A 6,506-nucleotide genomic window follows, 5' to 3' on the forward strand; every position below is an offset into this window, starting at 1 on the left:
GCCAGGGCTAATTACCTGCGTGAGTTGCAGCTCCGGGAAAAGGGACCCGCCACTTCTTCACCCCCTCCCGATCGCCCTCCTCAAGAGGAGCAGGGTTCATGAACGCTCTCCAGGTCCTTTCCTTTCTGCTGGTGGCTGCAGCCGGTACCGGGGTGGTCGCCACCCGCAATCCGCTCTTGCAATCGATGGTGGGGAGCTTCTTCGGGTTGCAGCTGAGCATTCTGTTCACCGTGCTCCAAGCGCCCGACGTGGCGCTCTCGGAAATCGTGGTGGGCGCGGTTGCCTTCCCTCTCATGGTGGTGTTGACGGTGGCCAAGACCTCCGCCAAGGGGGCGAAATGAGGCAGAAACTGCGCATCTTCCTCTACCTGGTCTCCGCCCTCCTCTTCGGGGTGGTCTTCGTCGCCGCCATGGCTGGCCTCCCCAATTTCGGCAACTACCGCGGCCCCTATGGCGATCTGGTCATGCAAACGGTTTTGCCGTTGCGGCAGACCCAGCAGGGGGTGGCCGCGGTGACTTTCGATTACCGCGGTTTCGATACCGTCTGCGAGGAATTCATCCTCTTCGCCGCCGTGGCGGGAGCCATCCTCCTCATGCGCCACCAGGAGAGCGAGGAGATCACCAAGCCAACCGACCGGGCCTCCGACCGCTCACTCCCCGCTCCCGGTCCTGCGGTAATCGGCTGTGGGGTGGTGATGTTTCCGTTCACCCTGCTGCTCGGCATCTACGTGGTGCTGCACGGTCACCTTTCCCCGGGAGGCGGCTTCCAGGGTGGGGTCCTGCTGGCGACCGCCTTCTACTTCGTATACCTGAGCGGTGAATACCGTGACCTCCTCGAATTTATGGAAGGACATGTCGTCACCCTTTTCAAGGTGACCGGGGCCGCGGCCTTCGCCCTCCTCGGGGTCATCCCCATGCTGCGTCATCATCCCTACATGCTGAACGTGATGCCGCTCGGCAAGGCCGGCGAACTCCTTTCCAGCGGGTTTCTGCCGCTGGACAACTGCTCGGTGGGGTTGGAGGTGGCGGCCGGTTTCCTCCTACTGATCTCCGCCTTCCTGCGGCAGGTACTGGTCATCCGCAAGAGGAGGTCCCCGTGAACCTGCTCCCCTTCCTGGTCGCCGCCTGGCTTTTCCTGGCCGGGCTCTACGGCATCGCCACCAGCAGGAACGTCATCCACCTGGTCAGCTGCCTCTTCGTGGCCCAATCCTCCACCTATGTCTTCCTCCTCTCCATCGGTTTCCGCCGGCAGGGGACCGCGCCCATCCTGGACGAGATCCCCAAGGGTGCGCAATTGGTGGATCCGGTCGTCCAGTCGCTGGCGCTGACCGATATCGTGGTCGGCGCCACCGTTTCCGCCCTCATCCTGATCTTCGCGCTGCAGGCCCACAAGCGTAGCGGCACCCTGGACCCGAGAAGGGCCCCCCCCATGCGAGGCTGACCGTGGAAATGCCTCCGCTTCCCGTGGTGATACCGCTGGTGATGGCAGCCATCCTGGTCGCGCTGGAGAAGATCCCGGGCAACCACCGGCTGCTCGATTTCCTCTCCGTCGCCACCGCCCTGGTCGTGTTGTGCATCGACTTGGTGCTTTTCGAGGCTTCCCTCACCGAGACCATCGTCTACTGGTTCGGCGGCTGGTCACCCATGGGCGGCTTCCCGATCGGCATCGCCTTCGTGATCGACCCGGCCGGCGCCGCGCTTGCCGCGCTGGCCGCCCTGCTCACCGTCATGGGGCTCCTCTTCTCCTGGCACTACTTCCGGGCCATCGGCACCTTCTACCACAGCCTCATGCTCCTCTTCCTCGCCTCCATGGAAGGGTTCACCCTAACTGGCGATCTCTTCAACATGTTCGTCTTCTTCGAACTGATGGGGGTCGCCGCCTATGCGCTGACCGGATACAAGATCGAGGACACCGGCCCCCTGGAGGGCGCCCTCAACTTCTCGGTCATGAACAGCATCGGCGCCTTCCTGGTGCTGTTCGGCATCGGACTCATTTACGGTCGCACCGGCGGGCTGAACCTGGCCTGGGCCGGTAACTTTCTGGAGCTGCACGGGGCCGACCGTACCCTGGTGGTGGCCTTCTTGCTGTTGGCCATCGGGTTCCTGGTCAAGGCCGCCATCGTCCCCTTCCACTTCTGGCTTCCCGACGCCCACGCCGTGGCACCGACCCCGGCCTCCATGCTCTTCTCCGGCATCATGGTGGAACTGGGGCTCTATGCCGTGGCCCGCATCTACTGGAGCGTCCTCAGCAGCTCGCTGCAGTTCCTACCGTTGCGGGATCTCTTCGTCAGCATCGGGCTGGCGACCGCCATAACGGGCGCCGTGCTGGCCTGCATGCAGCGCCACATGAAACGGCTGCTGGCCTATTCCACGGTCAGCCACAGCGGCATGATGCTGGCAGGCATCGCGCTGCTGGACAGCAGCTCGCTGGGAGGGGTCCTGCTCTACATCGTCGCCCACGGCATGATCAAGGGAGGCCTCTTCATCGGCACCGGCATTATCCTCTACCATTTCAGCTCTATCGACGAGGAGAGGCTGCGCGGCAAGTGCTGCACCCTGCGCTTCATCGGCGTGCTCTTCTGCCTGAGCGGGCTGGCCCTGGCCGGGATGCCCCCCTTCGGCACCGGAGCGGGCAAAGGGATCATTGAAAAAAGCGCTCTCGCCCTGGGCTACGGATCCCTATCTTCCATCTTCCTGGTCTGCTCGGCAGTGACCGGGGGGGCCGTGCTGCGAGCCGGTGCCTCCGTCTTCTTCGGATTAGGTACGTCGAACTTCATCTCCGACTCAGCGCCGACCTCCGGGGATCGGGAACCTCCGGAAACTACCGCTGAGAGTGGCCGCACCCCTTTGATGATGTGGCTTCCTTTCCTGCTGCTGGCCTGTGGTGGAGTTGCGGTCGGCGCCATTCCCCGGGCGGCTGGCTTGGCAACTGAGGCGGCGCTCCGCTTCACCGACGGTGCCGGTTATCGAGCAACGGTACTGAAAGGAATCGCGATCCATCCGTTACCGGCCACCGCCCCGCACATCGAGTGGAAAGGCGGCGCGGAGGCCGCTGTCCTGGCACTGGCGGTGGCTGCCCTCTTCCTGTTCCGCACCCCGCTTCCGACCAAAATGGTGAAGTCGCTGAAGGGGTTGGTCAAGCCGGTTCTTTCGTGGCTTCGCGCTATCCACAGCGGCTACATCGGCGACTACGTTACCTGGTTCATGATCGGAGCCGGCATCATGGCAGTAATCACTATCATCAGATAAGAATTAACCGCTAAGACATCACAATATAATGAAGACGGCTCTTATTAGCATGGCTGCCGTCTTGTACTAATGATTTTCATCTACCAAATTTCCTCGGCAAAGGTAGAACGTCGATAGTTTTTTGGCTGGTTCTTTTCAATTGCTGCAAATTATTCGAAATAATATAATCGCTCCTAGGAGTAGTAAGTCAGTACAAGCTGTAAAAGGAGGATCTTATGGCAACACGTGGAACTGGCGCTTCTCCGGCCAATTTAACAAAAAATCTGAAAGGGATCGATTTCCCCGCAGATAAACAGGACATCCTTAAACATGCACAACACCTCCATGCTGAAAAAGTCGTGATCGACGAAATCCAGAAGATGCCCGAGCGCGAATACAGCAGCATGGCCGATGTCATGAAAAACTTCGAGCCTGAGTATTCTGAATCCAAAACCCGGCAGGGCCAGGGTCAGAGCCAGAGCCGCAGCCAGAGCCAGAGCCAAAGCCAGTCAAAAAGTAGCGGACAAAGTGGCCAAGGCAAATCCTCGCACGGCGGCGGCCGCTCCTCCTCTCACCGGTAAAGGCTGACCGAAGCCGCTAACAAAAAAGGCCCCCTCTTGCGGAGGGGGCCTTTTCATTGGAGGCCCGGAGGGGCCTGTTCAGGGTGGGTTACTTCTCCCGGTGCACCGCGAGCGGCGCCCAGGATTGGGAGACGGACATCACCTCGATGCTGTTGATGTTGACGCGGGAGGGAAGCGTGGAGACCCACACCACGATGTCGGCGATATCCTGCGCCACCAGGGGCTCGGTCCCCGTATAAACACGCTGGGCCTGCTCCTCGTTACCCTTGAAGCGCACCTTGGAGAATTCCGTCTCTGCCATCCCCGGTTCGATGTTGGTGACCCGGACCGCCGTCCCCAGCAGATCGGCCCGCAGGTTCCGGGAGAACTGCTGGACAAAGGCCTTGGTGCCGCCGTACACGTTGCCGCCCGGATAGGGCCAACTGCCGGCCACCGAACCTATGTTGACGATGTGCCCCCGGTTGCGGGCCACCATTCCCGGCAGCAGTGCACGGGTGCAGTACATGACACCTTTGATGTTGGTGTCGACCATGGTATCCCAATCGTCCAGCGATGCCTTATGCGCAGGTTCCAGACCCAGCGCGAGGCCGGCGCTGTTGACCAGCAGGTCCACCTCCGAGAACTCGGACGGCAGCGAGGACAAGGTGGCCTCTACCGCCGCCCGGTCCCGCACGTCGAGCGCCAGCACGTGTACCGGCGCCAGCGGGGCCAGTTCCCGTTCCAGTTCGTCAAGCACCCCCTTACGTCGGGCGGTCAGCACGAGCCTCCAGCCAAGTTTTGCGAAGGCGCGCGCGCAGGCGGCGCCGAAACCGGACGAGGCGCCGGTGATGAGCACAGTTTGCATCTATCCTCCTCTCTTACCTTCCAGAGCCATCATTGTTGCAAGCAGACGCGAGATGACAGGTCAGGCGAGCACCTCGATCTCGTCGCCGGGCCGGATCACCCCACCGGTGATGACCTTGGCGAAGATCCCTTCCTTGGGCATCACGCAGTCCCCGGCCTGGTAAAAGATGGCGCACCGGGTATGGCACTCCTTGCCGATCTGGGTAACCTCCAGGAGAGTCTCGCCAATGGTCATCCTGGTACCGATCGGCAGGCTGACCAAGTCAACCCCCTGGGTGGTGACGTTTTCGGCGAAGTCACCTTCGTTGACGTCCAACCCCAGCGCCTTCATCTTGTCGATACTCTCCATGGCCAGCAGGCTGACCTGGCGATGCCAATCTCCCGCGTGCGCATCCCCTTCGATGCCGTGATTCTCACGCAGGGTAACCGAGGGAACCGGTGTCTTCCGCTCCCCTTTGTTCAGACTTATATTTACGGCCAAAACCTTTCCCTTCATCAGTTTCTCCTCTTTTGAGCTGGCTATCATTGCCGGATCAGGACAAAATACATCGTTTTAGCGCTAGAGGCAACGAGTTCCTCTCATTGGAGGCTTCCGGCAGGCGGTAGGCCTCCGGAGGGGCGCCCTACCCCGGTCACCTTATCCTGAAGTTACAGGCGGTAACACGGGGCCGCCCCTGCCGCCCTACTGCTGTAACAAGAGATGGAGCTACCGTGCCGTATACTTTTATACTCGCCAGTGCGCTCGGGATCCGACAAAAATGCCAGCCATTCATGCAGTTACCGCACAACGCCGTGCCACGTTCTCTTCAGGTCCAAGGATGGGATAAAGCCAAAATCATTGTTTATTCACGGCGAATTGTGCTATGGCAATAGGAGATAGCCGCCCCAGTGAAATCACTACAACCACCTGCTCACGAACCATCACCCAACAAGCCAGGCGGAGCCAGATGACGAGTTTCGAGCAAGCCAGAGAAGCCATCCTGCAGAGCGTGGAGCCGGCAGGCGTCGAACGAGTGCAACTGCTCGATGCGGCCGGAAGGGTCATCGCTGCGGACTTCCTGGCGCCCTGGGACCTGCCGCGGCTGGACAAGTCAGCGATGGATGGATTCGCGGTGAGAAGTGCCGACTGCGCCCCGGACGTCACCCTGTCGGTTACCGATTACATCCCCGCCGGCAGTCTCCCGCACGGCCCAGTTGCTGCGGGCTGCGCCGCGAGAATAATGACCGGCGCCCCCATCCCCCCGGATGCGGACGCAGTCATCCCGCTGGAGGAGACCGACGCTCCACACGGGGCGAAGCCCACGCCGGGTCAAACTTGGGAAATGGGCACCGTCACCTTGCGAAACACTGTCCAAAGTGGTGCCCACATCCGCAGCAAGGGATCGGAGGTTGCGGCGGGCGAGAGGATCATAGGCAAAGGTGCTCTCCTGGGACCGCAAGAGATCGGCCTGCTGGCCTCCTTTGGCCGTGCCATGGTCCCGGTGTACCGTAAGCCGCGCGTTGCCATTGTCTCCACCGGTGACGAACTGGTTGAACTGGGGACCGCCCCGAAAGGAAACGAGATTTTCAACAGCAACAGTTTCTCGCTGGCTGCAGCCGTCCAGCTCTGCGGGGCGAAGCCGGTCCTGGTGGGGATCGCCAGGGACAACAGCGAGAGCCATCGGGCGCTGCTCTCGGAGGGGTTGCAGGCGGACGTGCTGATCACCTCGGCGGGCGTCTCCGCAGGTGATAGGGACCTTGTACGGGAGACGCTGGCGACGCTCGGGGTGGAAGAACGTTTCTGGAAGGTCGCTATCCGGCCTGGCGGCGGCACCGCCTTCGGCGTGAAAGGAAAGGTCCCCGTTTTCTCCCTTCC

The 6,506-nt window shown here is 61.5% G+C and carries 8 protein-coding genes; 6 read left to right on the plus strand and 2 right to left on the minus strand.

The genetic code is table 11. The features are described from left to right. Positions 1-98: 98 nt before the first annotated feature. From VJ604_RS02230 to VJ604_RS02250, 5 genes are all read left to right on the plus strand, one after another. Positions 99-341, plus strand: coding sequence for a Na(+)/H(+) antiporter subunit B (locus VJ604_RS02230; RefSeq protein WP_324079757.1), 243 nt, complete (start codon positions 99-101; stop codon positions 339-341). Next, a complete protein-coding gene (locus tag VJ604_RS02235; protein WP_324079758.1) occupies positions 338-1,099 on the plus strand; it encodes an MnhB domain-containing protein in 762 nt (253 codons plus the stop codon). The genes VJ604_RS02230 and VJ604_RS02235 overlap by 4 nt, the downstream gene beginning before the upstream one ends. Further along, positions 1,096-1,440 carry a sodium:proton antiporter gene (locus VJ604_RS02240; protein ID WP_324079759.1) on the plus strand — a complete coding sequence of 115 codons (345 nt, stop codon included), beginning with the start codon at positions 1,096-1,098 and terminating at the stop codon, positions 1,438-1,440. Before VJ604_RS02235 ends, VJ604_RS02240 begins: the two co-directional genes overlap by 4 nt. A gap of 8 nt (positions 1,441-1,448) precedes the next feature. Further along, complete coding sequence (locus VJ604_RS02245) at positions 1,449-3,248, plus strand: complex I subunit 5 family protein (protein ID WP_324079760.1); 1,800 nt, start codon at positions 1,449-1,451, stop codon at positions 3,246-3,248. Between the two features lie 215 nt (positions 3,249-3,463). Next, complete coding sequence (locus VJ604_RS02250) at positions 3,464-3,808, plus strand: DUF2795 domain-containing protein (protein ID WP_324079761.1); 345 nt, start codon at positions 3,464-3,466, stop codon at positions 3,806-3,808. Positions 3,809-3,896: 88 nt separating this feature from the next. Here the strand turns inward: VJ604_RS02250 and VJ604_RS02255 are convergent, their stop codons facing one another. Both VJ604_RS02255 and VJ604_RS02260 read right to left on the minus strand, forming a co-directional pair. Further along, entirely contained in the window at positions 3,897-4,652 is a 756-nt protein-coding gene (locus tag VJ604_RS02255) for an SDR family oxidoreductase (RefSeq protein ID WP_324079762.1), read from the minus strand. Positions 4,653-4,712: 60 nt separating this feature from the next. Continuing rightward, positions 4,713-5,147, minus strand: coding sequence for an MOSC domain-containing protein (locus VJ604_RS02260; RefSeq protein WP_324079763.1), 435 nt, complete (start codon positions 5,145-5,147; stop codon positions 4,713-4,715). A gap of 451 nt (positions 5,148-5,598) precedes the next feature. Here VJ604_RS02260 and VJ604_RS02265 point away from each other — a divergent pair. Continuing rightward, a partial coding sequence (locus VJ604_RS02265; protein WP_324079764.1) for a molybdopterin molybdotransferase MoeA occupies positions 5,599-6,506 on the plus strand: 908 nt, incomplete at its 3' end.

This window comes from Geomonas sp., from assembly GCF_035254065.1.
Lineage (GTDB): Bacteria > Desulfobacterota > Desulfuromonadia > Geobacterales > Geobacteraceae > Geomonas.